The organism is Streptomyces clavifer (assembly GCF_036345975.1).
Lineage (GTDB): Bacteria > Actinomycetota > Actinomycetes > Streptomycetales > Streptomycetaceae > Streptomyces > Streptomyces clavifer.
In genome coordinates this window covers 7,249,949-7,276,024 of the sequence record NZ_CP107793.1, presented here as the reverse complement: position 1 = coordinate 7,276,024, position 26,076 = coordinate 7,249,949, and the positions used below count along the sequence as shown (strand labels likewise).

The window sequence follows — 26,076 nt, the reverse complement described above, 5'->3', positions numbered from 1 at the left end:
GCTCACAGCACTCCTATGGTCCGGGTCTCGGTGAACGCCGCGACGGCCGCCACGGTGGGATCCTCGAAGAACCTCTGCGGCGGTACCTCCACGCCCATCTCGTCCCGTATGCGGGCGACGAGTCGGGTGACGAGGAGCGAGTGGCCGCCGAGGTCGAAGAAGTTGTCGTGCACGCCGATGCGGTCCAGGTGCAGGACGTCCTGCCAGATGCCGGCGAGGGTCTCCTCGGCCGGGGTACGCGGCGGTGTGCGGTCGTGCCGGGAGACGTCACCCGGGCGGGGCAGTGCGGCCCGGTCGACCTTCCCGTTCGGCGTGCGGGGCAGCGCCTCCAGCACCATCAGCACCGACGGCACCATGTAACCCGGAAGCGTGGCTCGCAGGGCTTGCTCGATCTCGTCGAGGAGTCCCTGGCCCGTGGTCCGCCCGGGGCCGGGGACGAGGTGGGCGACGAGGGTGCCGCCGGCCGGGCCGGCCTCGTCCACGGTGACGACCGCCTCACCCACCAGACCCGACCGGTCGAGAACCGCCTCGACCTCACCCAACTCGATCCGGAAACCACGCACCTTCACCTGATGATCGACCCGGCCCCGGAACTCCAACTCACCATCCGGACACCACCGCCCCAGATCCCCCGTCCGATACAGACGACCACCCCCCACACCGAACGGATCCGGCACAAACCTCTCCGCCGTCAGAACCGGCCGACCCAAATACCCCCGCGCCTGACCCGCACCACCCAAAAACACCTCCCCCACCACACCCACCGGCACCAACTCACCCCACCGGTCACACACATAAACCTGCGTCCCCGAAATCGGCCGGCCCACCGTAATCCGACCACCCCCACCCACCTCACACCACGTCGAATACGTCGTGTCCTCCGTCGGACCATACAAATTGAAAACCCGCACCCCCGCATCCACCCCACGCACCGCATCCACCACCGACGAACGCAACACCTCCCCCGCCACATTCACCGCACCCACACCCACCGGAAAAGCCGACGCCCCCACCAACGCCTCCACCGCCGACGGCACCGAATTAATCAACGAAGGAACCGGCACCACCGCCCGCTCCGCCAACTCCAGAACATCACGAACCACTACCACCGACCCACCCACAGCCAACGGCGCGAACACCTCAAAAACCGACAAGTCAAAACACATGGAAGTCGACGCCAGAACCCGCGACAACAACCCCCCACTCACACCACCAAAAACACCGACCGCCCACTCCACAAAAGCCACCGCACTCCCATGCGACAACACCACCCCCTTCGGCACACCCGTCGAACCCGACGTATAAATGCAATACGCCGCACCCCCCGAAAACACCCCCACACCAGGCCCCACAACCGACCCCGAACGAAACACCCCCTCATCCACACACACCACACCCAAACCCCCGGAAACCAACCCACCAACCACCCCCACCACAGACGAATCACACACCACCACACCCACACCACTATCCACCGCCATATGCCGCAACCGCGCCTCCGGATAACCAGGATCCAAAGGCACATAACCACCCCCCGCCTTCAACACCGCCAACATCCCCACCACCATCCCCACCCCACGCGACACACACAAACCCACCAAACAATCAACCCCCACCCCCAACTCCACCAACCTCAAAGCAACCGCATTAGCCCAACCATCCAACTCCCCATAACTCACACTCACCCCACCACACACCACCGCCACCGCATCCCGACACTCCACCACCCGCCGCTCAAACAACTCATGCAAACCAACAACCCCACCACCAACAACACCACCACCCCCACCGAACAACACCAACTCCCCCCGACCCACACCATCCAAAACACCCACCTCATGAACCCCCACACCCACATCACCCACCACCCCCTCCAACAACACCACAAACAAACCCACCAACCGCTCCACAGAAACCCGATCAAACAAATCCGTGGAGAACTCGATCTCGCCCTCGAGACCGTTTCCGGGTCCGGTCTCGGAGAGGAAGAAGGCCAGATCGAATTTGGCTGTCCTGGAGTCACGCTCGTAGAAGCCGATGTCCAGGCCGGGGAGGGTGATGTCCCGGTTACCGAAACCGGGCACCGAGGTGCCGTGGCCCGTCTTCGACCCGTGCGTCGTGGTGTAGCTGTAGGTCACCTGGAAGAGGGGGTGCCGGGAGAGGTCGCGGACGGGCTGGATCTCCTCGACCAGCTTCTCGAACGGCAGATCACGGTGAACGTCGGCACGCAGCATGGACGCGCGGACTTGCCGGAGCTGAGACGCGAAGGTGTCCCCGGGCGACAGTCGGGAACGCAGGACCAGCGTGTTGACGAAGAGGCCGATGAGGTTCTCGGTCTCCAGCCGGTCCCTGTTGCCGACCGCGTATCCGACGCAGAAGTCGTCCTGGCCGCTGTAGCGGTGCAGCAGGATGTTGAAGGCGGTGGCGACGGTCATGAAGACCGTGGCGTCGAACTCGCGGCTGATCTCGCGCAGCGCGTCGCTGAGTTCGGGAGTGAGGGTGAACGACGCCGTCCCCCCGTTGTGGCTCGGCATCGGGGGCCGGGGGTGGTCGGTGGGCAGGTCGAGCGCGTGCTCGGCGCCGTCGAGGTAGGTACGCCAGAAGGCGAGGTGCTCCTCGAGCTCGCGGTCCTCCAGCATGCGGTTCTGCCACCGTGCGAAGTCGGCGTACTGGACGGGCAGTTCGGGAAGGGCCGCCGGCCGGCCCTCGACGAAGCCGCTGTAGAGGGCGGACAGCTCGGTGAGCAGCACCTCGAGTGACCAGTCGTCGCCGAGGATGTGGTGCATGCTGACCATCAGGATGTGCCGGCGGGGAGCCAGCCGCACCAGACCGATCCGGGTCAGCGGCCCCTCGGCCAGGTCGAACGGCAGCTCGGCCTCCGCGGCGACCGCCTCTTCACCGCGGGCCTCCGGATCCGGGGCCGTCGATACGTCGATCAGGGGCAGCCGCCGACGGACGAAGTCCTGCACGACCGGCTGCGGCGTGCCACCCCGCTCGGGAAAGACCGTCCTGAGGACCTGGTGCCGGCGGATGATGGCGTTCAGCGCGCGCTCCAGGGCGTCGACGTCCAGCTCGCCGTCGAGCCGCCAGGCCGCCGCGATGTTGTAGAGGCCGCTGTCCGGGTTCATCCGGTTCAGGAACCACATCCGCTGCTGCGCGTACGAGGCGACCAGCGGTTCGTCCCCCGCGCCCGCGGTCAGGGCGTCCTCACTGACACGACCGGCCGTCTCCACCGTCTTCGCCAGTTCGGCCACGGTGGGTGCGTTGAAGACGTCACGGAGCCGCACGTCCGCTCGCAACACCCGGCGTACGCGGGCGACGAGCCGGGTGACGAGGAGCGAGTGGCCGCCGAGGTCGAAGAAGTTGTCGTGCACGCCGATGCGGTCCACGTGCAGGACGTCCTGCCAGATACCGGTCAGGACCTCCTCCGCCGGGGTGCGCGGGGCCGTGTACTCCCCAGCCCGACCGGTGACGCCGGGGCGGGGCAGTGCGGCCCGGTCGACCTTCCCGTTCGGCGTGCGGGGCAGCGCCTCCAGCACCATCAGCACCGACGGCACCATGTAACCCGGAAGCGCCGCCCGTAGTTCACGTCCGACGGCAGCGAGGAACTGGGACTCCTCCGACGACGGCCCGGGGCCGGGGACGAGGTGGGCGACGAGGGTGCCACCGGCCGGGCCGGCCTCGTCCACAGTGACGACCGCCTCACCCACCAGACCCGACCGGTCGAGAACCGCCTCGATCTCACCCAACTCGATCCGGAAACCACGCACCTTCACCTGATGATCGACCCGGCCCCGGAACTCCAACTCACCATCCGGACACCACCGCCCCAGATCCCCCGTCCGATACAGCCGACCACCCCCCACACCGAACGGATCCGGCACAAACCTCTCCGCCGTCAGACCCGGCCGACCCAAATACCCCCGCGCCTGACCCGCACCACCCAAAAACACCTCCCCCACCACACCCACCGGCACCAACTCACCCCACCGGTCACACACATAAACCTGCGTCCCCGAAATCGGCCGGCCCACCGTAATCCGACCACCCCCACCCACCTCACACCACGTCGAATACGTCGTGTCCTCCGTCGGACCATACAAATTGAAAACCCGCACCCCCGCATCCACCCCACGCACCGCATCCACCACCGACGAACGCAACACCTCCCCCGCCACATTCACCGCACCCACACCCACCGGAAAAGCCGACGCCCCCACCAACGCCTCCACCGCCGACGGCACCGAATTAATCAACGAAGGAACCGGCACCACCGCCCGCTCCGCCAACTCCAGAACATCACGAACCACTACCACCGACCCACCCACAGCCAACGGCGCGAACACCTCAAAAACCGACAAGTCAAAACACATGGAAGTCGACGCCAGAACCCGCGACAACAACCCCCCACTCACACCACCAAAAACACCGACCGCCCACTCCACAAAAGCCACCGCACTCCCATGCGACAACACCACCCCCTTCGGCACACCCGTCGAACCCGACGTATAAATGCAATACGCCGCACCCCCCGAAAACACCCCCACACCAGGCCCCACAACCGACCCCGAACGAAACACCCCCTCATCCACACACACCACACCCACACCCCCGGAAACCAACCCACCAACCACCCCCACCACAGACGAATCACACACCACCACACCCACACCACTATCCACCGCCATATGCCGCAACCGCGCCTCCGGATAACCAGGATCCAAAGGCACATAACCACCCCCCGCCTTCAACACCGCCAACATCCCCACCACCATCCCCACCCCACGCGACACACACAAACCCACCAAACAATCAACCCCCACCCCCAACTCCACCAACCTCAAAGCAACCGCATTAGCCCAACCATCCAACTCCCCATAACTCACACTCACCCCACCACACACCACCGCCACCGCATCCCGACACTCCACCACCCGCCGCTCAAACAACTCATGCAAACCAACAACCCCACCACCAACAACACCACCACCCCCACCGAACAACACCAACTCCCCCCGACCCACACCATCCAAAACACCCACCTCATGAACCCCCACACCCACATCACCCACCACCCCCTCCAACAACACCACAAACAAACCCACCAACCGCTCCACAGAAACCCGATCAAACAAATCCGTGGAGAACTCGAAGCCACCTTCTATCCGGCCCGAAGGTGTCTCGGAGAGCAGCAGGGAAAGGTCGAACTTCGCGGTGCTCTCCGTCAGGTGCACACGCTCGAGGTCGAGGTCGCCCATGCTGAGCTCGCTCTCCGCGAGATAGGTGAAGAGCGCCTGGAACAAGGGCTGGTGGTCGGTCCTGCCGCCGGAGGCGACTTCCTGGACGAGGCGCCCGAAGGGGAGATCCCGGTGTTCGTAGGCGTCGATGAGGTTGCTCCGGACCTGGCGTACGAGTTCCTCGAAAGTGGGACGGCCGCCGAGGTCGGAGCGGAGCACGAGGGTGTTGAGGAAGTAGCCGACGAGGTGCTCGGCGTCGGGGTGGTTCCGGCCGTCCACGGGCAGACCGACGCTGATGTCGTCCTCACCGCACCAGCGGGACAGCAGTGTCTGGTAGGCCGCCAGCAGCACCATGAAAGTGGTCGCGTGGTTGCGGTGGCCGAGGGCGGCGAGGGACTCGACGAGGGGTGCGGGCAGGCTGAAGCGCACCACGTCGCCCCGGAATCCCGGGGTCGCGGGACGCGTGCGGTCGAAGGGCATGTCCAGAGCGGCGGGGGCACCTTCGAGACGGCCGGTCCAGTAGTCGAGGAGTTCACGCAGCCGCTCACCGCGCAGCGTCTCGCGCTGCCAGAGGGCGTAGTCGGCGTACTGGGCCAGGGGCTCGGGCAGCGGTGAGGGCTCACCCCTGCGGAACGCGTCGTAGAGGACGCCGAGTTCACGGAAGAGGATGTCGAAGGAGGTCCCGTCGATCATGATGTGATGGGCCGTGACGGCGATCACGTGCTCCTGCTCGCCGGTTCGCACGAGCTGGAGCGACATGGGGCACCGGGCCGCCAGGTCGAGGTGGGCCGCGGCGGCCGTGCGCAGCACCGCGCGCAACGCCTCGTCGCGCTCGTCGGCAGGTACTCCGGTCAGGTCGTGCCTCTGGAGAACGGGGGCGGTGGCGGGTTCGACCATCTGCCGGGGAACCCCGTCGACATCGGCGTAGTGGGTGCGCAGCGCCTCGTGGCGGCGGACCAGCTCGGTCAGCGCCCCGTGCAGGGCCGCCTCGTCCAGGGCGCCGCCCAGGCGCACGGCCGACTGCTCGTGGTAGGCGGCCCCCGTCTCACCGGTCCGGTCGAGGAACCACAGGCCCTCCTGTCCTACGGAGAGCGGCACTTCGGAAGGACGCTCCCGCCCGGCGAGGCCGACCGCGGCGGCCGGTCGTACACGCGGGGCGGGGCCGGACCCCGCCGCGCCGTCGGTCGCCTCCGCCAGCAGCAACTCGGTGATCTGTTCCTTGGCACCGCGCAACGCGGCCATCCGGCCGGCGCTCAGCCCTTCGTCCGACCGGTACCGCAGACGGTCACCGTGCACCCACAACCTCACACCGTCGGCGCGCAGTTCGTCGAGCAGTCGGTGGGCGTCGGTCTCCTGCGGCGATCCAGTCATGGCAGAGCCCTTCTGGCACGCGGAATCGGCCGGCGCGAGCGGGCGGCCTGGGACGGTCTGGGCGGCAATCGGCCGGTGGCATCCGGAAGAGTCCGGTGGTTCACGCGATCCGGGGAACGGAGGAGACAGGGGAATTCCCCTGTGCCGATACCTTTCGGCGCGATGCCTACGACGGGCCGGAACTGCAATCCCGCCCACCGTAAGCAGCCCTCATGGGCCCGTCAATCGAGTGCGTCCGCGCACCACCGGGCGGCATTCCAACTGATGTACTTCCTCAGTTGAACACCTGATTCCCGGACCGCGCCGCTGGTACCCGGCTGTGTCCGTCTCGTCGGGCGTGCGCCGGCGAGACCACCGGGCCACGCTGAACCGAGAGGGGACGCGCGTCGCTCGGCGCGGTCCGGACATGGGACAGGGGCGTGATCGGTCGTGATCGACCAGCTGCTGCAGGATCTCCGCAGCAACAACGTACGCATCTGGGCGAAGGAGGGCCGTCTGCACTTCGACGCACCCAGGGACGCGATGACCCCGGAGGTTCTGGCTCTGCTGCGCGGTAACAAGGAGGGACTCCTGCGGCGCCTGGAGGAAGGGACCGGGCAACGCCCGGCGGTGTGGGAGGAGATGCCGGGAGGGGAGCGGGAGCCCGGAGGCGGAGTGCGGCTGAAACGGCTGACGGCCGCCACTGACGGACTCGTGGTCTTCGTTCTGCCACCGGCGGGCGCCGGTCCCTCCCTCTTCCATACCTGGGCCGCGGACGCGCCCGAGGGCGTCGAGGTCGTGGTGGTTCACGCGCCGGGCCGTGAGGACCGGATCGACGAGCCGCCCTACCGCAGGGTGGCTCCGCTCGCCGACGCCATCGCCGCGGCGGTCGACGCCTACGGTGACCGGCCGTTCGTTGTCCTCGGGCACAGTGCGGGAGCCCTGATCGCTCATCAGGTGCTCATGCGGGTGCGGTCGGGCCGGGCGCGGCTCCTGGTGACGGCGGCGTCCACGCCCCCCGACCGGGTGGTGGGGGACATCGCGGCCATGAGCGACGACGATCTGCTGGCCGCGATGGCGGCCTGGGGCGGCACACCGGATCAGGTCCTCGAGGACCCGCTCAGCCGGGGTGAGTTCCTGCCGTGTCTGCGCGCCGATCTGGAGGTCGTCGAGTCCTGTGCCAGGGCCGAGGGCGACATCGAGCCCGTCGACGTGCCCGTCCTGGCACTGGTGGGTGCCGAGGACACCTTCGCCCCGCTGTCCGAGAGTCTGCGCTGGGCACGGTGGAGCACCGCGGGCTTCCAGGCGTACGTCGTTCCCGGCGGACACTTCTTCCCCGCCACGGAGGGAGCGGAGATCCTGGCCCTGATCCGCCGGCATGTCGACGGGCCGGTACCGGGCGGCATCTGACGACGGCGCGGTGGGCCCGCGCCGGGCGGTGCGGGCCCACCGCACTCCGGTTCGGCTCGCGACCGGGCCGGGGACCATGACGGTCCCCGGCCCGGTCGCCCTTCCGCGTCCCCTCAGATCTCGTCGAAGACCAGACTCCCCGAGGTGATCCGCCGCAGGCGCCGCGCGAGACCGGCGGTGTTGTCGCCGCGCAGCAGCGTCAGATGGTTGCCGGGGATCTTCTCGCGCACCAGGTCCCCGACCACGTTCCGCCAGGCCCCCTCGTCCTCGTCGGGCGTGGGGACGACCGTGGTGACAGGGAGCGGCTCGTCCGCCCGCAGGAGGTGGACCCGGCCCGCGTAGGGCTCGGGCCGGTGGGCGAGCAGTGCCAGCCGGTTGCGCTCGGTGACCCGCGCGAGGTCCTGGTCGAGTGAACCCAGGTCGACGCCCTCCGCGGCACCGATGTCCAGGTCCTCGATCGCCCTGCGGGTCCGCTCCTGTTCGGCGGGGGTGGTGCAGCACGCCGGCGGGGGCCAGCTGTCCAGCATGACCGTCGCGTCGACCGGGGCCCCGCGGCGTTCGGCCTCACGGGCCATCTCCACTGCTATGGACCCGCCCATGGACCAGCCCACCAGGAACACCGGGCTGAGCCCGCGCACCGGCTCGAGTTCGTCCAGGTACCGCAGGGCCAGCTCCTCCACGGACGAGGCCCCGGGGGTGTCGGGCCCCGGCGCCTGCAGGGCGTGGACCGAGAAGTCCTCGCCCAGGTCCTCGGCGAGTTCGCGGAAGGGCAGCACGGACCCGCTCGCCGCGTGGACGAAGACCAGGGTGGGCGCCCCGGCGCGCGGGGCGAGCGGCACCAGGGACCCGCCGGCGGCGGCCCGCGGGTCGCGGACACGGGCCGCGAGGTCCCTGACCGTGGGTGCGGCGAAGATCTCGGCCACGCCCAGTTCCGTCCCGAACTCCTCGGTGCACGCCGCGATCAGCCGGAAGACCAGCAGCGAGTGGCCGCCCAGGGTGAAGAAGCTCTCGGCGGCGGCGACGTGGTCCACGCCCAGGATCCGCCGGAAGATGGCGGCCATCCGCTCCTCGACGCCGTCGACGTAGGAGGGGACCTCGTCGGACGGCCCGCCCGGAGTTCCTGCCCGGCCGGTCCGGTGGGCGAGCAGCGCCTCTCGATCGGGCTTGCCGTTGACGTTGGTGGTGATGGCGTCCACGACGTGGATGGACGTGGGGACCATGTACCTGGGCAGCATGCGCGCCGCCTGTTCCCCGATCTCCGCGGGGTCGAGCTCGACGCCGCCCTCGGGCACCACGAAGGCGGCGAGCTGCTGTTCCTCGCCTTCGGTGACCACCAGCACCACGCACCGGTCGACGCCCTCCTGCTCGGCCAGGACGGCTTCCAGTTCGGACGGCTCGATGCGCATGCCGCGGATCTTCACCTGGTCGCCGATGCGGCCGAGGTGTTCGAGGACGCCGTCGTCGCGGTAGCGGCACACGTCTCCGCTGCGGTACATGCGCGTTCCGGGCGGACCGTAGGGGTCCGGCAGAAATCGCTCGGCGGTGAGGGCCGGGCGGTTGAAGTAGCCCTGGGAGAGACCTACTTCGGCGGCGATGAAGGCTTCACCCGGCACCCCGACGGGCACCACGTCCAGGTCCTCGTCGAGAACGTACAGCCGGAAGTTGCTGGAGGGGCGCCCGAGCGGGACGACCGGGTTGCCCGGTTCGCGGGGAACGACCATGTCGGTGACCCGGCCGGCCTCGGTGGGCCCGTAGCCGTTGACCAGGTGGGCGCCCAGTCGGGAATGGCAGGCGTCACGCAGCCTGGGGGTGACCGGCTCCCCGCCGGAGATCATCCACCGGAGCGACGAGCACTGCCCCTCGGCCCACTCGTCGAGGAACACCTGGAGCTGGGTGGGGATCACATAGGCGGTGGTGACCTCGTACTCGTCGATCATGCGGGCCAGGTAGTGGACGTCCCAGTGCTCGCCGGGGCGGCAGACGGCGACTCTGGCGCCCACGTAGAGGGGCCAGCAGATCTCCCAGAGCGAGACGTCGAATCCGTAGGAGGTCTTCAGGAGGGCGGTGTCTCCCGGCCGGTAGGGATAGTGCCGCTGCATCCAGAGGATGTCCGCGACGGATCCGGCGGCGTCCGAGGCGACGGCCTTGGGGCGGCCGGTGGATCCCGAGGTGAAGAGCAGGTGGGAGGCCTGGTGCGGCAGCGCGCGTTCGGGGTCGGTGGTGGGCATGTCGGCCCAGGGGGCGGAGTCGTCCAGGGAGATCACCGACCAGGGGCCCCCGGGGACGCGCGCGCCGGCGGTGCCGGCGGTGAGCACCGTGCTCGGGCCGGTGTCCTCCAGCATGAACCGGAGCCTGGCGTCGGGGAGTTCCGGGTCGAGTGGCACGTAGGTGCCGCCGGACTTGGCCACCGCGTAGAGGGCGACCACCATGGCGAAGCCGCGGTGTGTGCACAGGGCGACCCTGGTGCCGGGACCGACGCCACGGGCGGCGAGGTGGTGGGCCAGGCGGTTGGCCTCGTCGTTGAGTCGGCGGTAGGTCATGGTTCCCTCGTCGCCGACCAGGGCGGTGGCGTCCGGGCGCAGGCGCACCTGCTCCTCGAACGGCTCGGCGAGGGAGCGGTAGGTGTGCGCGGGGCGTTCGTAGGCGTTGAGACCGTAGAGGATCTGGTCCCGCTCGCCGTCGGTGATCAGCGGGTGGCTCGCGGCCGCGGCCCCGGGGGCCCGCACCAGCTGCCCGAGCAGGAGCCCGTACATGGCGGCGAACCGGGTGACGGTCGTCTTGTCGAACAGGTCCGCCGAGCACTCCATGAGCCCGCTGAGGCCCTGCGCCGTCCCGGTGAGGACGAGGGCCATGTCCCATTTGGCGGTCCCGTACTCGGCGAGGCCGCTCGGGTCGGTCTCGAACCCGTCGGCATCCAGCGGGTCCGCGTCCTGGAGTGAGAACTGGGCCTGGAACACGGGGTCGACACCGAGGTCGCGCGGCACGCCCAGGCGGGCCACGATGTCGTCGTAGGGGACGTACTGGTGGTCCTGGGCCTCCAGCACGGTCCGGTGCACGGCACGGACGGCGGCGCTGAAGGTGGAGCGCTCGGCGAGTTCGGTGCGCAGGGCGACCGACTTCACGAAGCAGCCGAAGATCCGCTCCGAGAAGGGCTGGTCACGGCCGGCGAAGACGCCGCCGACGACCAGGTCGCGCTGGCCGCTGAGCCTCCCGAGGAACACGTGGTAGGCGGCGAGCATGACGACGTAGAGCGTGGTGTCGTGCTCCCGCGCCACCCGTCGTGCCTCGTCCAGCACGTCCCGGGAGACGCGCACCGGGACGCTGTGCCCCGCGCGCGAGGACACCTTCGGCCTCGGCCGGTCCGCCGGGAGGCCGAGGACGGGCAGCGGCCCGCCCAGCTTCTCGGTCCAGTACGCGAGATCGTCCTCGGCGCGCCGCTCGTCGTGGTTGTCGTGCAGCCAGGCCGCGTAGTCGAGGAAGTCGGGGCCCTCGGGAGCCTCCTGGCCGGTACCGGCGAGCAGCCCGGTGAGCTCCTCGACGAGCTGGGTCCAGGACCAGTGGTCGGCGATGACGTGGTGGAAGCCGAGGACGAAGGCGGCCCGGCCCCGCGGCAGCCGGATCACCGAGAACCGCCACAGCGGCGGCTTCTCCGGTCGCAGCACCTCGCGCGAGCACTCGTTGGCGATGTCGGTGGCGCGGGCCTCGGCCTCGTCCTCCGGGTATCCGGAGACGTCGTACCAGGTCACCTCGGGGTCGTAGGCGCCGCAGTCCTCCTGCACGGGTTCGCCGTGCACCTCGAACAGCCGCAGGCGCAGGGAGACATGGCGCTCCACCAGGGTCCGTAGCGCGGCCCGTAGCCGGTCCTCGTCGGGGGTCCGGTCGACGTGCACGAGGTCGAAGACGTTGTACTCGTTACTCGTCGCGTAGAGCTGGGAGAAGAACCAGATCCGGCGTTGGGCAGGTGTGAGCGGGACCCGGGTGCCGGGGGGCACCCGGGGGATCCGTGTGTTCACCGCCCCGGACGGCGCTCCTGCCAGCAGCTGCCTCAGCAGACGGTCCTGGGCGGATTCGGTGGGGGTCATCGCGCCTGGGTCTCCTTCAGCTCGGCCAGCAGGACCGCCGCGTCGTCCTCCGACATCGCGGCGATCATCTCCCGCAGCAGGCGATTCACCGTGGCGGCCATCCGGCTGATCGTCGGACCGGCGAAGAAGTCGCGCACCGTGAACTTGATGTGGAAGGCGGCGTTGATCCGGTTGAGGATCTGCAGCGACTTCAGCGAGTTGCCGCCCACGGTGAAGAAGTTGTCGTCGCGGCCAGGCCGGTCGATGCGCAGCACGATCTGCCACAGCTCGGCGATCTGCTCCTCCAGCGCGGTCAGCGGCGGTTCCGACACGGTCCGCCGCGCCGCGCGGTCGTCCGCGGTGGGGGCGGGCAGACCGCGCCGGTCGAGCTTCCCGGACGCTCCCAGCGGAAGCGCGTCGAGCGCGACGTAGACGCTCGGCAGCATGTATCCCGGCAGGTACTCCTGGGCGTGCGCGGCCAGGGTCTCGACGGTGGAACGGTCACCCACCACATAGGCGACGAGCTCCGCAGCCCCCTCCTCGTCCGGCCGTGCGACGACCGCACAGTCGGCGCCGCCCTGTGAGAGGACGGCCTCCACCTCTCCGGTCTCCACCCGGCAGCCGCGGATCTTGGTCTGTTCGTCGGCCCGGCCCCGGTACATGAGCAGCCCGTCCTCGTCGAACGAGGCGAGGTCCCCGGTCCGGTACAGCCGCTCCCCCGGCGTGACCGGGTGGGGGTGGGGTACGAAGCGGTCCGCCGTGGTGCCGGGGCGGCCCAGGTATCCGCGGGCCAGCCCGCCCACCCCGGCGACGCAGAGTTCGCCGGTCACCCCGGGCGGGACCGGGCGCAGCGCCTCGTCGAGGACGAACAGGCGGTAGACGCCGATCTGCCGGCCGAGCGGCACACTTCCGTCACCGGCGACGGCCTGTCCCTCCCATGCGGCGACCTCCGAGGTCTCCGTCTGTCCGTACAGGTTGTGGCACTCGGCGGAGAAGTGCCCGGCGAACTGTTCGAGGAGCCGCGCCGACACCGCCTCACCGGAGAGCTGGACCCAGCGCAGGGAGGGGTATTCGGCCGCGGGCGCGTGGCGCAGGTAGGCGTCCAGCATGGAGGGCACGAAGTGGGTGAAGACGGTGTTCTCGGTGGTGAGCAGCTCGCTGAGGTGGGCCACGTCCGACTCCGCGTCCGGGTCGGCGAGGAGGAGCGTGGCGCCCGCACTGAGCGGTCCGACGATCTCCCAGACGGCCACGTCGAAGATCAGGGGCGTCTTGTGCACGACCCTGTCCCCGGCGGCGAGCCCGTATCTGCGGCCCAGCCACTCCAGGCGCACGGCCGCGGTCCGGTGGTCGAGCACCACGCCCTTGGGCTGCCCGGTCGACCCGGACGTGTAGTAGACGTACGCGGTGTTCTCCATCCGCACACCGGGATCGGCGGGGGCGTCGGCGCCGCCCTCGGTCGGCACCGTGACGAGGGGGACCTGTTGCCCGGCGAGCCGGGTCCTGTACCGCTCCTGGGTGACGATGGTGGTGAGCCGGGCGTCACCGGCGATGAACGACACCCGCTTGTCCGGCATCCGCGGGTCGAGCGGCACCATGGCTGCGCCGGTCTTCCAGACGGCCAGCAGTGCCACGATCAGGTCGACCGAGCGTTCGACGAGGACGCCGGCGGTCCGCTCGGGGCCGAGCCCCTGGGCGATCAGCCGGTGGGCGAGGAGGTTGGCCCGCCGGTCGAGCTCCCCGTAGCCGACCGACCCGGAACCGGACTCGACGGCGGTGAGCTCCGGCCTGCTGCGGGCGATCTCCTCGAACGCCGCGTGCACGGGGCGCAGCCCTTCATAGGTCTCGAACCCGCTGTTGATCGCCGCGACCGCGTGCTCGAGCCGGTCGGCCTGAAGCATCTCGAGTGCATCGAGCCCGGCGTCGGGGCAGGCGGCCGCGTGGGCCAGCAGCGTGGTGAAGGACTCGGCCCATCCCCGGGCGGCGCCGGCCCCGGCCTCGGCCGTGCCGTACTCGAGGACTCCGGTCCAGGTGCCGTCCGCGTGTGCGAGGCGGAACGAGACACCGGCCGCGGCACTCGTCACCCGCAGCGGCAGCTCCCTCGCCCCGGTATCGCCGTGCCGGGCCCCACCCGCCGTCCGCTCGGGGGCGGGGCCGGGCGGAACGAACTGGACGCGGAGGGGCGAGGCCTCGGAACCCCCTCTCCCGGCCAGGATCTCGGTGAGCGGCAGGTCCGCCCGTCGGCGGGCCTCCTCGAGGGTGGTGTGGGCCAGCTCCAGGAGCTCGCCGAAACGCAGACCTCGCTCGATCGCGACCAGCAGGGGGACCGTGTTGACGAAGCTTCCGACGGCGCCGCTGCCGGCGGGAGCGGCACGGCTCTCGACCGGGACACCGACGAGGATCTGTTCCTCCCGTACGTAGCGGTGGAGCGTGGCCAGGAACGCCGCGAGCAGCACCGAGTCTGTCGCGGTCGCCGAGCGCCGGGCCAGCTCCTCCACGGCCACGCGGACGTCGGCCGGCACCGTGAAGGCGACCCCGCCGCGCCCGCCCGGTCCGCCGGTCCGCTGCGGACTCTCGATGCCGAAGCGGGGCACGGGCAGGCCGGTGTCCAGCCGGCTGTTCCAGTAGACGCGCTGCCGCTCGGGGGAGTCGGTGGTGAGCGGGGCGCGCCTCGGGTCGGGGGCGGACGCCTCGGGCAGGGCCCCGCCCGCGCACAGCGTGCGGAACTCGTGCCACAGAACGGTCATCGACGACTCGTCGCAGACCGCCCGCGGGGCGGCCAGCGTGAGCAGGGTGGCGTCCCGGCCGATCCGTATCCGGCAGCCGCGCAGGAGCGGGCCCGCGGTGAGGTCCCACGTCGCCCCGGCGTGCGCCTCGGCGCTTTCCAGGGCGGCCTCCTCCGTTTCGGCGTCCTCCGCCCGGGCCCGGACCGCAGGCAGGTCGCCGTCGGCGCGGAGGGCGGGGTGGCGGCCCATCAGCAGGTGGAGCGCGTGGTCGACGTCTTCGACCGGTACCGCACGCGCGAGCCGTACGGCGCGGGCGACCGTGCCCTCGGAGGCCTCGGCCGGACTCCAGCCGGGCAGTGTGCGGGGTTCCTGCCGCGTCGCGGCTGCCGACCCGCGTGTCTGACGATGGTCCAGGTCCACGGACACCTTGTACTCCAGCTCTGTCGTAGTTGGCCGGACGGAACGCCCGACGTGTGCCGTCAGCGGCGGGTGAGCGCCAGCGGGACCGTCCGGTAGCCGCGGAAGAAGTTCGATTCCAGGCGCTGGGGCACTCCGGCGAGCTCGGCGTCGGCCACCTGCTCGCACAGGGCCGTGACGATCGCCTCGACCTCGATCCGCGCCAGCACCGCGGCGATGCAGTAGTGCGCGCCGTGCCCGAACGCCAGGTGCCCACTGCCCTTGCGGTCGAAGCGCAGTTCCTCGGGCCCGTCGAAGACGTTCTCGTCCCGGTTGGCCGACCGCAGCCAGAGGGTGACGTACTCGCCCCGGCGCAGGGTGACGCCGCCGATCTCGGTGTCCTCCAGCAGGACCCGCATCACGTGGCTGACCGGGGCCTCGAAGCGGAGCAGTTCCTCGGTGGCGCCGGCCACGTCGGTGGAGCCCTCGCGCAGCCCCTGCCATGCCTCCCGATGGGTGACCATGGTCAGCGCGGCGGCGCCCGAGGTGTGCCGGGTGGTCTCGTTCCCACCGGCGATCAAGTCGTGACAGTTCATCACGGCGATCTCGCGGTCCATCGGCCTGCCGTACATGGTGGCGTTGGCCAGCACGGTCGCCACGTCTTCGCCCGGGTTGCGGCGCTTCTCCTGGATGAGGTGGTCGCTGTAGCTGAAAAGCTCGGCGTGCGCGGCGAGTTGGGAGTTCGAGGTGGCATAGCCCGAGCCGCTGAACGCCGACCTGGTGAGCCGCAGGACGTGGTCGCGGTCGCTCTCCGGGACGCCGAGCAGGTCGCAGATGACGATGGCCGGCAGCGGAGCGGCGACCGCGTCGACGAAGTCCGCGGACTTCTCGTCGAGCGCCCGGGCGACCAGGGTCCGGGCGATGTCGAGCGTGCTGTCCTTCAGCTTCCGCATGAGGCGCGGGGTGAAGGCGGCGGCGAGCGCCCGTCGCATCTCGGCGTGCGCGGGATTGTCCGTCACCAGCAGGGACATGCCACCGGCCGCCGGGCCGGCCAGGGTGTCCGACTCCTTCTCGCCGAGGTGCATGCCCATCTCGGACGAGAACGCGTCGCCCTGCCGGTAGACCTCCTCGATGTGCCGGTAGCGGGTCACGGCCCAGTGGTCCCGCAGACCGTGGGAGCGTACGGGTTTCCCGTAGGCGCGAAGCGTGCGCCACACCTGTTCGGGGAGCTCGCTCGCATAGAGCTTCTCGTCGGTCAGGTCGACCTCCAGGGCCCGTTCGAGGATGTCGTAGTCGCTGTCGTCCGCCACTGGCGTCTCTCCGTTCCGGGTGCTCAGCGCGCGACGGGCGCGGAGAAGGGACGGGTGAGCACTTCCAGGGGGCTCGGGTCCCGGTTGGCGAGCCACTCGGGGCGGGGGTCGGGTACCGGCCGCAGCGGATTGTGCACACTGTTGTAGCGGATGAAGATCACGGTGCGCGGGTGGCCGGACAGGTTGGGCGGGGAGCAGTGCAGCAGCCGGCCGTCGAAGACGCACACCGTTCCCGGCTTGCCTCGGACCGATTCCAGGCCGTAGGTGTCCGCGAGGTCACCCAGCGCCTCCGGGGTGATCTTGTGGCGGAAGTCGGCGTTGAGCGTGTTCTCCCAGCCGCCCCGCACGGTCCTCGTCTCCTCGTCGAGCGAGAGCCGGTGCGAGCCCGGCATGACGAAGACCGGCCCGTTGAACTCGTTGACCTCGTCGAGGAAGACGGCGACGTTGAGGGCCCTCGGCTCGGCCATGCCGTCGTCGCGCTCCCAGTAGAGGTAGTCCTGGTGCCATTCCCAGACGTCGCCCACGAAGGGGGCCTTGGGGTTGAGCTGCGTCTGGTGGATGTAGACGTCGCCGTCGAGGAGGGTGCGCGCGGGCTCGAGGGTGCGGGCGTCGCGGGTGAACCGCTCGAAGGCGTCGCTGTGGTGGTGGACGGCGTAGACCGACCTCACCTGGGTGCCGTCGCTCTCCATGATGCGTTGCGGGATGTCCAGTCCGGCGAGCCTGCGGGCCTCGGAGAGCAGGAGGTCGGTCTCGGCCGCGTCGAAGCGGCCGGGCAGCAGGAGGTAGCCGCGTTCCCTGTAGGTGTCCACGTCCTGGGAGGTCAGCACGTCGGCCGCCTTTCGCCGGTGGCTGGGTGGGTGGGTCGGCCGGGGGACACGTCGTCCAGCAGCGGGTCGGGGGTCTCGTCGGAGCGGCCGGGCGCCTCCCGCAGGAGGTGCGTCAGCAGCTCCGCGAAGCGGTTCACGGTCGACTCGTCGAAGATGTCCAGGGGAAAACTGATGGAGCCCTCGAGTCCCGTGGGCGCGTCGTCGGGCCCGAACGTCTCGGCGACGTCGAAGCAGAGGTCGAACTTGGCGATGCCGGTGTCGACCTTCTGGAACGTCGTGCCGAGGCCGGCCAGGACGGGCGGCAGGGCCGGCCGCACCTGGAAGGCGAGCATGACCTGGACGAGCGGCGCGTGGGCCAGGTTCCTGACCGGGCTCACCACGTCGACGACCTGTTCGAAGGGGAGTTCCTGATGGGCGAAGGCCGCGAGGTCGGTCTGCCTGGCCCGCTCGACCAGCGCGTCGAAGCTCGGGGCACCGTCCGTGCGCACCCGCAGCACGACGGTGTTGGCGAAGAAGCCGACCATGTCGTCGAGGGCTCGGTCGGAACGGCCCGCGACCACCGCGCCGACGGCGATGTCGGGGCCCGCGCCGAGCTTGTCCAGGAGTGCGGTCACCGCCGCGTGCACCACGGTGAACACGGTGGTGCGGCGGCTCCTGGCGAAGGCCGCGAGCCGGGCATGGGCGTCGGCCGGCAGGGCGAGCGGGACGGCGCCTCCCCGTACGCTTCGGACGTCGGGCCTCGGCCGGTCGGTGGGTACGGCGATGACCTCGGGGATGCCCGCGAGTGCCGTCGCCCAGTAGGCGGACTGACGTTTGACCAGGCTGTAGGGGTCCCGGTCCGGGTCGAGCAGCTCGCGCTGCCAGAGCGCGTAGTCGGCGTACTGCACCGCGAGCGGAGCCGTCGCGGCGGCCGGTTCCGACCGCTCGGTACGGGAGTTGAAGGCGGCGGCCAGGTCCCGCCAGAACGGGGCGATGGACGCCCCGTCGCACGCCACGTGGTGCACGACCACGAGCAGGACGTGGGTCTCGTCCGGCAGGTCCGTGACGCTCAGCAGGCGGGCCCGGATCGGCAGGTCCCCGGCCAGGTCGAAGGGCTGTGCGAGCGTCTCCCGCAGGGCGGACTGCAGCCCGCCCACGGTGACGTCGCTCAGCGGCAGGCCGATCCCGCCCTCCGCCGGATCGGTGACCTCCTGCCGGGGCTCGCCCTCAGCGGTCACGGTCAGCACGGTGCGCAGTGCCTCGTGGCGCGCGACCACGTCGTTCAGCGCCGCGTCGAGGGCCTGGCGGTCGAGCCGTCCGGTCAGGCGCAGGGCGAACGGTTCGTTGTAGCGGGGACCGGGGCCCTCCAACTGGTCGACCAGCCAGAGGTTCTGCTGGGCGTAGGAAGCCCTCACCTCCGCCGGTCTGGGCACCGCGCGGTGCAGCTCGGGACGTTCCTCGCCCGCGGCGGTGAGCGACTTGGCCCACTCGGACACGGTCGGGCACCGCAGGATGACGTCGACGCCCAGGGCGAGACCGAGGTCCACGCGGACCCGGGCGGCGAGTTCCGAGCCGAGCAGGGAATTGCCGCCTAGTTCGAAGAAGTTGTCGTCCACCCCGACCTGACCGCACTGGAGCACCTGCTCCGCGATCCGGCACAGGGCGTGCTCCTGCTCCGTCTCGGGCAGCCTGCTGGACACCACGTGCGGGGCCGGGAGCCCGAGGCGGTCGAGTTTGCCGTTGGAGTTCACCGGCAGCGCGTCCAGCAGGGTGAAGGTGGCGGGGATCATCGGAGAGGGTACGGTGCGGGCGAGCAATGCCCGGGTGGCGGCGACGACGTCGACGGCGCCGGGAGCGGGCACCAGATAGGCGTCGAGTCGCTGCCGGCTGCCCGTGCCCGCCGCGACCACCGCCGCGTCCAGGACCTGCGGCGTCTGCCGGATCGCCGCCTCCACCTCACCCAGTTCCACGCGCATGCCACGGATCTTGAGCTGGTGGTCGGTGCGGCCGAGGAATTCGAGGTGGCTGTCGGCCCGCCACCGGACCACGTCGCCGCTGCGGTACATGCGGCTGCCCGGCGGTCCGAACGGGTTGGGCAGGAAGCGCCCGGCGGTCTGGGCCGGGCGGCGGTGGTAGCCGCGGGCCAGGCAGATGCCCGCGATGTACAGCTCACCGGGAACGCCGGGCGGCACCAGGGCCAGGTTCTCGTCGAGGACGTGGAGCCGGGTGTTCCACACGGCCCCGCCGATGGGAGTCGGCTCCGGCCAGTCGGCCACGTCGTCGGGCATCAGGAGGGCGGTGGCCGCGTGGGTCTCCGTGGGGCCGTAGAGGTTGTAGAGGCGCCGGGGCAGCGCGGCGTGGAAGTTCCTGGCGGTCTCGCTCAGGACCAGGGGTTCGCCGCCCTGGGCGATCTGCCGCAGTTCCGGCAGGTCGACGCCCTGGGCCACGGCGGCCCGGTACATGGCCTCGATCATCACCGTGGGCGCGTACAGGTCGGTTATCCCGTGCTCCCTGAGCCAGTGCACGAACTCCGCCGGGTCGCGGCGCAGTTCCTCCGGCGGGACGACCAGGGTGCCGCCGGCGAGCAGTGTGCCGAGGAACTCCTGGATGGTCGGGTCGAAGCCGAGCGCCGCGAAGTGGGCGGTGATGTGGCCGGGGCCCGCCGGCAGGTGGTGCATGTTCCAGGCGATGAGGTTGACGATCGCCTCGGCGCCCATCGAGATGCCCTTGGGCGTGCCGGTCGAGCCGGACGTGTAGAGGAGGTAGACGGGGCTGTCGCCGGTGAGTCCGGCGACCTGCGGTGCGGTGTCGGGCTGCCGGTCGATGTCCGGGCTGGTGTCGACCTCGAGGCAGGCCGCGGCCGGTATGTCCTCGGGCACGAGGCGCCGGGTAGCGGAGTCGGTGACGACCAGGGCGGGGGCGGCGTCGGCGAGCATGGTCCGCAGCCGTGCCTCCGGGAGCCCGGGGTCGGCCGGCATGTAGACCGCCCCCGCCTTCAGTACGGCGAGGAACGCGATGATCAATTGGTCGGAACGGGGCAGCAGCACGGCCACGACCTGCTCCGGGCCCGCGCCGCGGGCGGCGAGCGTCCTCGCGAGCCGGTTGGCCCGCGCATTCAGCTCCGCGTAGGTCCAGGTCGCCCGGTCGCAGCGGACCGCCATGGCGCCGGGGGTCCGCTCGACCTGCTCCTCGAACCACTCGCCGAAGGTGGTGTCGGGCAGTTCTCTGGACGTGTCGTTGACGGTGTGCAGCAGGTAGTCGCGCTGGTCGTCGTCGAGGATGTCGAGCCGGTGCACCGGTTCGTCGGGATCGGCGAGGGCCGCGGTGAGCAACTGGTCGAGGTTGCGCAGGAACCGGTGGGCGGTGGTGGGCTCGAAGAGCCGGCGGGCGTAGTGCAGGCGGGCAGGGCCCTCCTCGCTGATGCCGAACCACAGCTCCGCCGCGGTGGGGGGCACCGTGTCCGTGGTGGAGACGCCCACCTGGAAGAGGGGCCGGCCCGGTGCGGATCTGGCCCTGTTGACCGCGTCCCGGACCTCGTCGAAGGCGACGGCGGAGTGCTGTCGTGCCTCGGCCCGGCGGGCTCCCACCCGTGCCACCAGCTCGCGGAAGGACGGTCGGCCGGAGACGTCGATCCGGAGAACTGCGCGCCCCTCTCCGACGGCACGGCCTCCGGTGGCCCCGTCTCCGGTGTTCGTCACCGCCAGCGGTATGTCGGTGCCGGCGCCGAGACGGTGGACCAGCGCGGCGACGGCGGCCTCGTGGACGGCGGCGACCGGCACGCCCGCGGAGCGGGCGAGCTCGGCGGCGACCGCCCCCGTCCGCGGATCCGGCGCGTGCTCCGCACACGCGAGGACGCCGTCGGGCACCGCGGGGTGCGGCCGGTCGGTGGGCAGGTCGTGCTGCTCCGCGAGACCGGCGAAGGTCGTGAGCCAGTAGTCGAGCGAGGCCGCTTGTGCCGGTGCGGTGCGGTTGCCGTTCATCAGTACTCTCCACGTGTCCGCAGGGATTCCGGCAGCCGGCCGGTGGGCCGGTACCCGGGCCGGCAGTGCCTAGCTGACGATCACTGCCTTGAGAGCCGTGCCGTTCGCCACGTCCCGCAGTGCGGAGGCGAAGTCCTCCAGCGGATAGGTGGTGACCAGACGTGCCAGGTCGAACCTCGCGGCCAGCGCGGGCAGGAGGCCCACGTACCGGGCGAGATGGGCACCGGTGAAAGCCCACGACCCCACTACGTCCAGCTGCCGGTGAACGATCTGGTGGGGGTTGATCAGGGTGTCGCCGCTGTCGGTGTACTGGCCGACGACCAGGTAGGAGCCGCCCCGCCGGGCCAGCCGGAGGCCCTGGCCGACGGCGGCTGGCACCCCCGCACACTCGACGACCAGGTCCGCTCCGCGCCCACCCGTCAGTTCGAGGACCTCGGCGAGCGCGTCCTCCTGGTCCGCGGCACCGACGACGTCCACGTGGGCGGTGCCGATCCCGAGGTCCGCGGCCAGACTCAGCCGTTCGGCCGGGCCGCCGGCCAGGATCACCCGTCCCGCACCGCCCAGTTGGGCCATTGCGGCGGCGGCGAGGCCCACCGGTCCGCTGCCCTGGACGACGACGGTCTCACCGAGCCGCACCGGCCTGCGTTCGAAGGCGTGCGCCATGGTCGGGCCCGCGCAGGCGAGCGACATGGCGGTGAGCGGTTCGGTCCCGTCCGGCAGCCTGATCACGGTGGTGCCCGCGGCCAGCTCGATGTGTTCGGCCCAGGATCCGGCCAGCGGGGCGTCCTCGGTGACGGACCGGTTCACGCCGTACGTCCTGCGCCGCTCGCACAGGGTGGGCTCCAGGTGGGCGGAGCAGGGCACGCAGGTCCCGCACGCGATCGACGAGGCCCACATGACCCGGTCGCCCGCCGCGAGCGGCGTGCCCCCGGTGTCGTGGCCGACGCCCTCTCCGAGCTCGTACACGGTGCCGAGGCCCTCGTGGCCGAGGACCAGCGGGACGGGCACGTCCAGGTGCCCCTGCTGGAGGTGCAGGTCGGTGCCGCAGACCCCGCCGTACCGGGAGGCGACGACCATGCCGCCGGGCGGGGCCGCGGGCAGGGGGAAGTCCCGTAGGGCGAGGGGTGCCCCGAAGCGCTCGAGCACGACGGCACGGCTGGTCAGGTCGGTCATGGAATGAGATCTCCGTCCACGATGGTTCGGGACTCGTCGGTGGACTGGAGGGTCCGGGTGTCACGGCCCACCAGGTATTCGGGGCGTACCCGCTTCGTCGGGCGCGGCTGGTTGCGGACGTCGTTGTACGTGGCGATCAGCAGACGCCGTGGCAGGGGCGACATGTTGGTGGCGGAGCCGTGCACGATCTCCGGGTGGAAGAGCACCACGGAACCTGCGGGCCCCTTGGCGCTCTCCATCCCGTGCCGGGCGACGAGCTCGCGCATCTCGTCGCGGCCGAGCGAGATCTCGTCGGGGTCGACGTGTTCCCCGGAGAGAGCCGGCTCGCCCGGGGATGGTGCTCCCCCGGCGCCGCGCCGGTGCGATCCCGGCAGGAAGATGACCGGCCCGTTGTGCTCGGTGGCGTCGTCCAGGAAGAGCGCGACGTTGAGCAGCCGGGGCTCGGGAAGGTTGTCCGCAGCGTGCCAGGCGATGAAGTCCTGGTGCCACGACCAGCCGCCGCCGCTGAAGGCCGGCTTGCTGTTGATCTTGAACTGGTACATGTACACCTCGGGACCGACCAGTTGGCGGGCCGGCCCGAGCAGTCGCGGCGAGCGGATCAGTGAGGCGAATTCGGGCTGCCTCTGGTGCGAGGCGTAGACGGCCCTGAGCTCGTCGGTTCCGTCCTCCCGGACACGGTGCGGGCCGGGTGCCCGGGAGTCGCGGGCGAAGGACGCCCGGAGCGACTCGACCTCCTCGGCGTCGAACAGAGCGCGCAGGACGACGAATCCCTGCTCCTGATATGTGTGCACCTGACTGGAAGTCAGCTTCATTTCAGCCTCCGTCCGACGGAAAACACCGTGGTCTTCCGGGTATTCATCGACCATCCTCCGGATTTCGGCGCCGAAATAACATTAGGCGAATCGGTCCACGGGAAGCATTCACCCCTGAACACTGGAATGGAACGGTCTTCATCTCCCGCCCCGGGGGAAAGAGCACCGGAATTATCCGTCCGTCTTTCCCGCACGACGGGATGTGATCAGCGCGACGTGACGGTGACGGGCAGCCGGTCCAGGCCGCCGGTGATGTAGGACGGGATCCGCCGGGGCGGGCCGGCGAGTGCGATCTCGATGCGCTCGTCCACCAGCTCGTCGAGCAGCGCGGAGATCATCAGCCGGGCGAGCGGGGCTCCTATGCAGAAGTGGCCGCCGCCGCCGAAGCTGGCGTGCCGGTTGGGGTGACGATCGAGCAGGAACTCCATCGGCCGCTCGAAGACGCTCTCGTCCCGGTTGAGCGACGGGAGCCAGACGCTGACCGCCTGGCCCGCGCGGATGGGCACCCCGGCGATCTCTGTGTCGGTGACGGCCGTGCGCATGATGTGGTTCACCGGCGCCGACCAGCGGAGCAGTTCCTCGACCGCTCGCCGGTGACTGATCTCCCCGCGTCGCAGCGCCTCGGCCTGCTCCGGGGCGTCCAGCAGTGCGAGCAGACCGGCACCGGTGACCTGTCTGGTCGTCTCGCCCGCTGCCACCACCAGGTTGTCGCAGGTGAGGATGATCTCCTCGTCGCTGATGTCCAGCCCTTCGGCCTGGGCCAGGGCGAAGGCCGAGACCACGTCGTCGCCGGGACTGCTGCGGCGGACCTCCAGGACCTCGGAGTAGTACTGCAGGACCTCGAGGTGGGCCTGCTGCGCGGTGCTGCCGTCGATGTCCACGATGTTGTCGGCTGCCGTGCTGGTGTACGAGGCGACGCGATCCACGTCGCCCGGTGCCACGCCGAGGAGCTCCGCGGTCACTGCCAGCGGGTACCGGGCCGCCACGTCGTTGACGAAGTCGCAGGTCCCGGCGTCGGTGACCGAACCGATCAGGCGGTGGGCGACCTCCTTGGCCCGGTCCTGGAAGGAGCGGGAGGCCCGCGGCGTGAAGAGCCGGCCCAGCACCCCGCGCAGCACGCCGTGCCGTGGCGGGTCGGTGAGGGTCATCATCCGGCCGCCGCCCGGGAACGGGTCGGAGAGGTTGGGGCGCAGGAAGGTGCCCCGGGTCGAGCTGAAGCGCCGGGAGTCGGTCAGGACGTCGAGCCCCTCGGCATAGGTCGTCACCGCCCAGAAGCCCTCGTGGCCCGGCTCGTCGTGCCACGAGACCGGGCAGTCGCGGCGCAGTCCGGCCCAGACCGCGTGCGGATCCCCGTGCGCGTACAGGGTGGGGTCCGTCAGCCTCAGGCCCGGATCCGTCGGCGCGTACTGCTGAACCACCACGGGGCACTCCTTCGTTCAGGCATGGGCAGCGCAGGGGTTTGTCGGTGTTCCGGACCGCGGCAGCGGCCCGGCGACCGTTTCACTCGGCCTCGTCGGGCAGGTCGTGGACGCGCCTGAGGGGTGACCAGAACAGGAACAGCACGCTCAGGAGACCTCCGACGACCGCGAACCAGAGGGTGGGGCGGACCCCGATGAGGGTGCCCATACCACCGGCCACCAGCGCGCCGACCGGACGGACGCCGTAACTGATGGCCATCTGCGCGCCCTGCATCCGGGACCGGAGCCGGTCCGGAGTGATCGCCTGCTGGAGCGTGGCACCGCTGATGTCGAACAGCATCAGTCCGAGGGCGGAGGCGAACTCACCGATCACCAGCATGGTGACGACGATCCACTGGGGACCGTGCGCCAGCGGAGTCAGGACGAGCGCGGCCGGGAAGATCAGGCAGCCGATGAGATAGGTGGGGCCGAGCCCCAGGCGCGCGGAGACCTTGCCGGTGATGGCGGAGCCGATCAGCGCGCCCACCGCGCCGACGCTGATCACGGCCCCGACCAGCCCGGCCGAAAGGCCCAGGTCGCGCGCGGCGAAGAGGATCAGCAGCGTGGAGTAGACGGTGTAGAAGAAGTTGAGGGCGGTGCCGGAGAGGATCTTGGCGCGCAGTACGGCCGACCTGCCGAGGAAGCGCAGCGCCTCACGGATGCCGCGCTGGGACTCGGTCTCCTCCTTCTTGGTCTCCTCGACCGACACCGTGCGCAGCATCACCGCGGCGACGAGGAAGGAGAAGACGTCCAGGAGCAGCGCGAAGGGGGCGGAGAGGATCTGCACGATGACGCCGCCGACGCTGGGCCCCGCGACGAAGGAGAAGGAGTAGCTGGCCCTGCTCAGCGAGGTGGCGCTCAGGTACTGCTCGCGGGGGACCAGAGAGGCGAAGAGACCGGGCACCGCGACGCTGAACACCACTGCCAGGGTGCCGATCACGAAGGAGACGACGTACAGGTGCAGCAGCGTCAGCGCGTCGGTGAAGTAGGCGAGGGGAACGGTGGCCACGGCTGCCGCGCTCGCCAGGTTCGCCGCGATCATCGTGGCGCGGCGACGGCCGCGCCGGTCCACCCAGGCGCCGGCGTGCAGGGAGAACAGCAGGAGCGGCAGCTGCTGCAGCGTCACGAGCATTCCCATGTCCGCTGCCGAGGCGTCGAGCGCCATCACCGCGATCAGGGGCAGGACGATGGACGTGACCTGGTCCCCCATGTAGGAGACGGTCTGCGCGGTCCAGAAATTACGGAAGTTCTTCTGGCGCAGCACGGCGGGAATTCTGTCTGCCATGCGGGGCGGCGAGACAACGATCAACGTCTGGATCCGTCCTTGCTCTGGTGGCGGATGGGCACTTCCGCTCCGGTGG

11 protein-coding genes are annotated in these 26,076 nt (G+C 70.4%); 1 reads left to right on the top strand and 10 read right to left on the bottom strand.

The genetic code is table 11. The features are described 5' to 3' along the window. Positions 1 to 2: 2 nt before the first annotated feature. Positions 3 to 6,608, bottom strand: coding sequence for an amino acid adenylation domain-containing protein (locus tag OG927_RS31430; protein WP_330321181.1), 6,606 nt, complete (start codon positions 6,606 to 6,608; stop codon positions 3 to 5). A gap of 429 nt (positions 6,609 to 7,037) precedes the next feature. Here OG927_RS31430 and OG927_RS31425 point away from each other — a divergent pair, with 429 nt between their 5' ends. Next, positions 7,038 to 7,997, top strand: a complete 960-nt coding sequence (locus tag OG927_RS31425; RefSeq protein ID WP_330321180.1) for an alpha/beta fold hydrolase — start codon at positions 7,038 to 7,040, stop codon at positions 7,995 to 7,997. Between the two features lie 113 nt (positions 7,998 to 8,110). On the opposite strand, the gene OG927_RS31420 is transcribed toward OG927_RS31425, so the two are convergent. From OG927_RS31420 to OG927_RS31380, 9 genes are all read right to left on the bottom strand, one after another. Further along, positions 8,111 to 12,079 (bottom strand): non-ribosomal peptide synthetase, encoded by a 3,969-nt coding sequence (locus OG927_RS31420; RefSeq protein ID WP_330321179.1) that lies wholly within the window; start codon positions 12,077 to 12,079, stop codon positions 8,111 to 8,113. Further along, positions 12,076 to 15,207 carry a non-ribosomal peptide synthetase gene (locus OG927_RS31415; protein ID WP_330321178.1) on the bottom strand — a complete coding sequence of 1,044 codons (3,132 nt, stop codon included), beginning with the start codon at positions 15,205 to 15,207 and terminating at the stop codon, positions 12,076 to 12,078. Before OG927_RS31415 ends, OG927_RS31420 begins: the two co-directional genes overlap by 4 nt. 53 nt (positions 15,208 to 15,260) lie before the next feature. Continuing rightward, positions 15,261 to 16,487, bottom strand: a complete 1,227-nt coding sequence (locus OG927_RS31410) for a cytochrome P450 (RefSeq protein WP_330321177.1) — start codon at positions 16,485 to 16,487, stop codon at positions 15,261 to 15,263. A gap of 23 nt (positions 16,488 to 16,510) precedes the next feature. Next, positions 16,511 to 17,314 (bottom strand): phytanoyl-CoA dioxygenase family protein, encoded by an 804-nt coding sequence (locus OG927_RS31405; RefSeq protein ID WP_056799671.1) that lies wholly within the window; start codon positions 17,312 to 17,314, stop codon positions 16,511 to 16,513. Beyond that, positions 17,308 to 21,273, bottom strand: a complete 3,966-nt coding sequence (locus tag OG927_RS31400) for an amino acid adenylation domain-containing protein (protein ID WP_330321176.1) — start codon at positions 21,271 to 21,273, stop codon at positions 17,308 to 17,310. The genes OG927_RS31405 and OG927_RS31400 overlap by 7 nt, the downstream gene beginning before the upstream one ends. Before the next feature lie 69 nt (positions 21,274 to 21,342). Beyond that, positions 21,343 to 22,446, bottom strand: coding sequence for a zinc-binding dehydrogenase (locus OG927_RS31395; RefSeq protein WP_056799675.1), 1,104 nt, complete (start codon positions 22,444 to 22,446; stop codon positions 21,343 to 21,345). Further along, complete coding sequence (locus OG927_RS31390) at positions 22,443 to 23,258, bottom strand: phytanoyl-CoA dioxygenase family protein (RefSeq protein WP_056799677.1); 816 nt, start codon at positions 23,256 to 23,258, stop codon at positions 22,443 to 22,445. The genes OG927_RS31395 and OG927_RS31390 overlap by 4 nt, the downstream gene beginning before the upstream one ends. A 206-nt stretch (positions 23,259 to 23,464) precedes the next feature. Then, entirely contained in the window at positions 23,465 to 24,679 is a 1,215-nt protein-coding gene (locus OG927_RS31385; protein ID WP_330321175.1) for a cytochrome P450, read from the bottom strand. Between the two features lie 79 nt (positions 24,680 to 24,758). Continuing rightward, complete coding sequence (locus OG927_RS31380; protein ID WP_063887977.1) at positions 24,759 to 26,000, bottom strand: MFS transporter; 1,242 nt, start codon at positions 25,998 to 26,000, stop codon at positions 24,759 to 24,761. Positions 26,001 to 26,076: the final 76 nt, after the last annotated feature.

Excerpts from the sequence above, each read along its gene's own strand:
- OG927_RS31380 (WP_063887977.1), bottom strand. The coding sequence starts at position 26,000 with ATGGCAGACAGAATTCCCGCCGTGCTGCGCCAGAAGAACTTCCGTAAT.
- OG927_RS31400 (WP_330321176.1), bottom strand. The coding sequence starts at position 21,273 with ATGAACGGCAACCGCACCGCACCGGCACAAGCGGCCTCGCTCGACTAC.
- OG927_RS31390 (WP_056799677.1), bottom strand. The coding sequence starts at position 23,258 with ATGAAGCTGACTTCCAGTCAGGTGCACACATATCAGGAGCAGGGATTC.
- OG927_RS31420 (WP_330321179.1), bottom strand. The coding sequence starts at position 12,079 with ATGACCCCCACCGAATCCGCCCAGGACCGTCTGCTGAGGCAGCTGCTG.
- OG927_RS31430 (WP_330321181.1), bottom strand. The coding sequence starts at position 6,608 with ATGACTGGATCGCCGCAGGAGACCGACGCCCACCGACTGCTCGACGAA.
- OG927_RS31395 (WP_056799675.1), bottom strand. The coding sequence starts at position 22,446 with ATGACCGACCTGACCAGCCGTGCCGTCGTGCTCGAGCGCTTCGGGGCA.